This window comes from Prevotella sp. OH937_COT-195, from assembly GCF_003932845.1.
In the GTDB taxonomy this organism is placed as follows: Bacteria; Bacteroidota; Bacteroidia; order Bacteroidales; family Bacteroidaceae; genus Prevotella.
The window spans coordinates 1-697 of sequence record NZ_RQZH01000099.1 but is presented as its reverse complement, the minus strand read 5'-3'; the positions used below and the strand labels follow the sequence as shown (position 1 = coordinate 697).

The window sequence follows — 697 nt, the reverse complement described above, 5'->3', positions numbered from 1 at the left end:
GTTTTTATTCAGCACATATTACTAAATTAATGGATAAATTGGCAACAGAAGGAGTTCAATTCCATATGAATGAAAATACTACTGTAATTAAAGAGCAAGGTGATAATTATACTGTATCAACAGAATCAGGATTAGAGATTACTACTAACTATGTGTTAGATGCTACTGGACGTAGACCAAATGTCAACGGTATTGGACTTGAAGAAGCTGGCGTTAATTTCACTACTCGAGGTATACAGGTAGATGAATATTTACGCACAAATATCCCTAATATTTATGCTAGTGGTGATGTGTTAGATAAAGTAATTCCTAAATTAACACCTACTGCAACATTTGAATCTAACTATATTGCTGCGCATATTTTGGGTATGAATAAAAATCCTATTACCTATCCTGCAATACCTTCAGTTTTATATACACTACCAAGGTTGTCTAATATTGGAGTTTCTGTAGATGAAGCTAATACTAGTGAGGACTATAAAGTGATAGATATTCCTTTTGGTAAACAAATGGTGTTTGAATACAAAAATGAAACTGAAGCTGAAATGACAATTGTATTAAATAATGATAAACAATTAGTGGGAGCTGCTATATATGCTGATGATGCACCAGATTTAGTTAATTTATTAACTTTCATTGTAAACCAAAAATTAACGGCTCAAGATTTAAATAAAATGATCTTTGCTTTTCCTGGATC

The 697-nt window shown here is 31.6% G+C and carries 1 protein-coding gene; it reads left to right on the top strand.

Going from position 1 to position 697, the window contains the following annotated elements; genetic code table 11:
* Positions 1-29: 29 nt before the first annotated feature.
* Positions 30-697: FAD-dependent oxidoreductase (locus EII32_RS11410; protein ID WP_199741435.1), on the top strand; the 668-nt coding region annotated here is incomplete at its 3' end.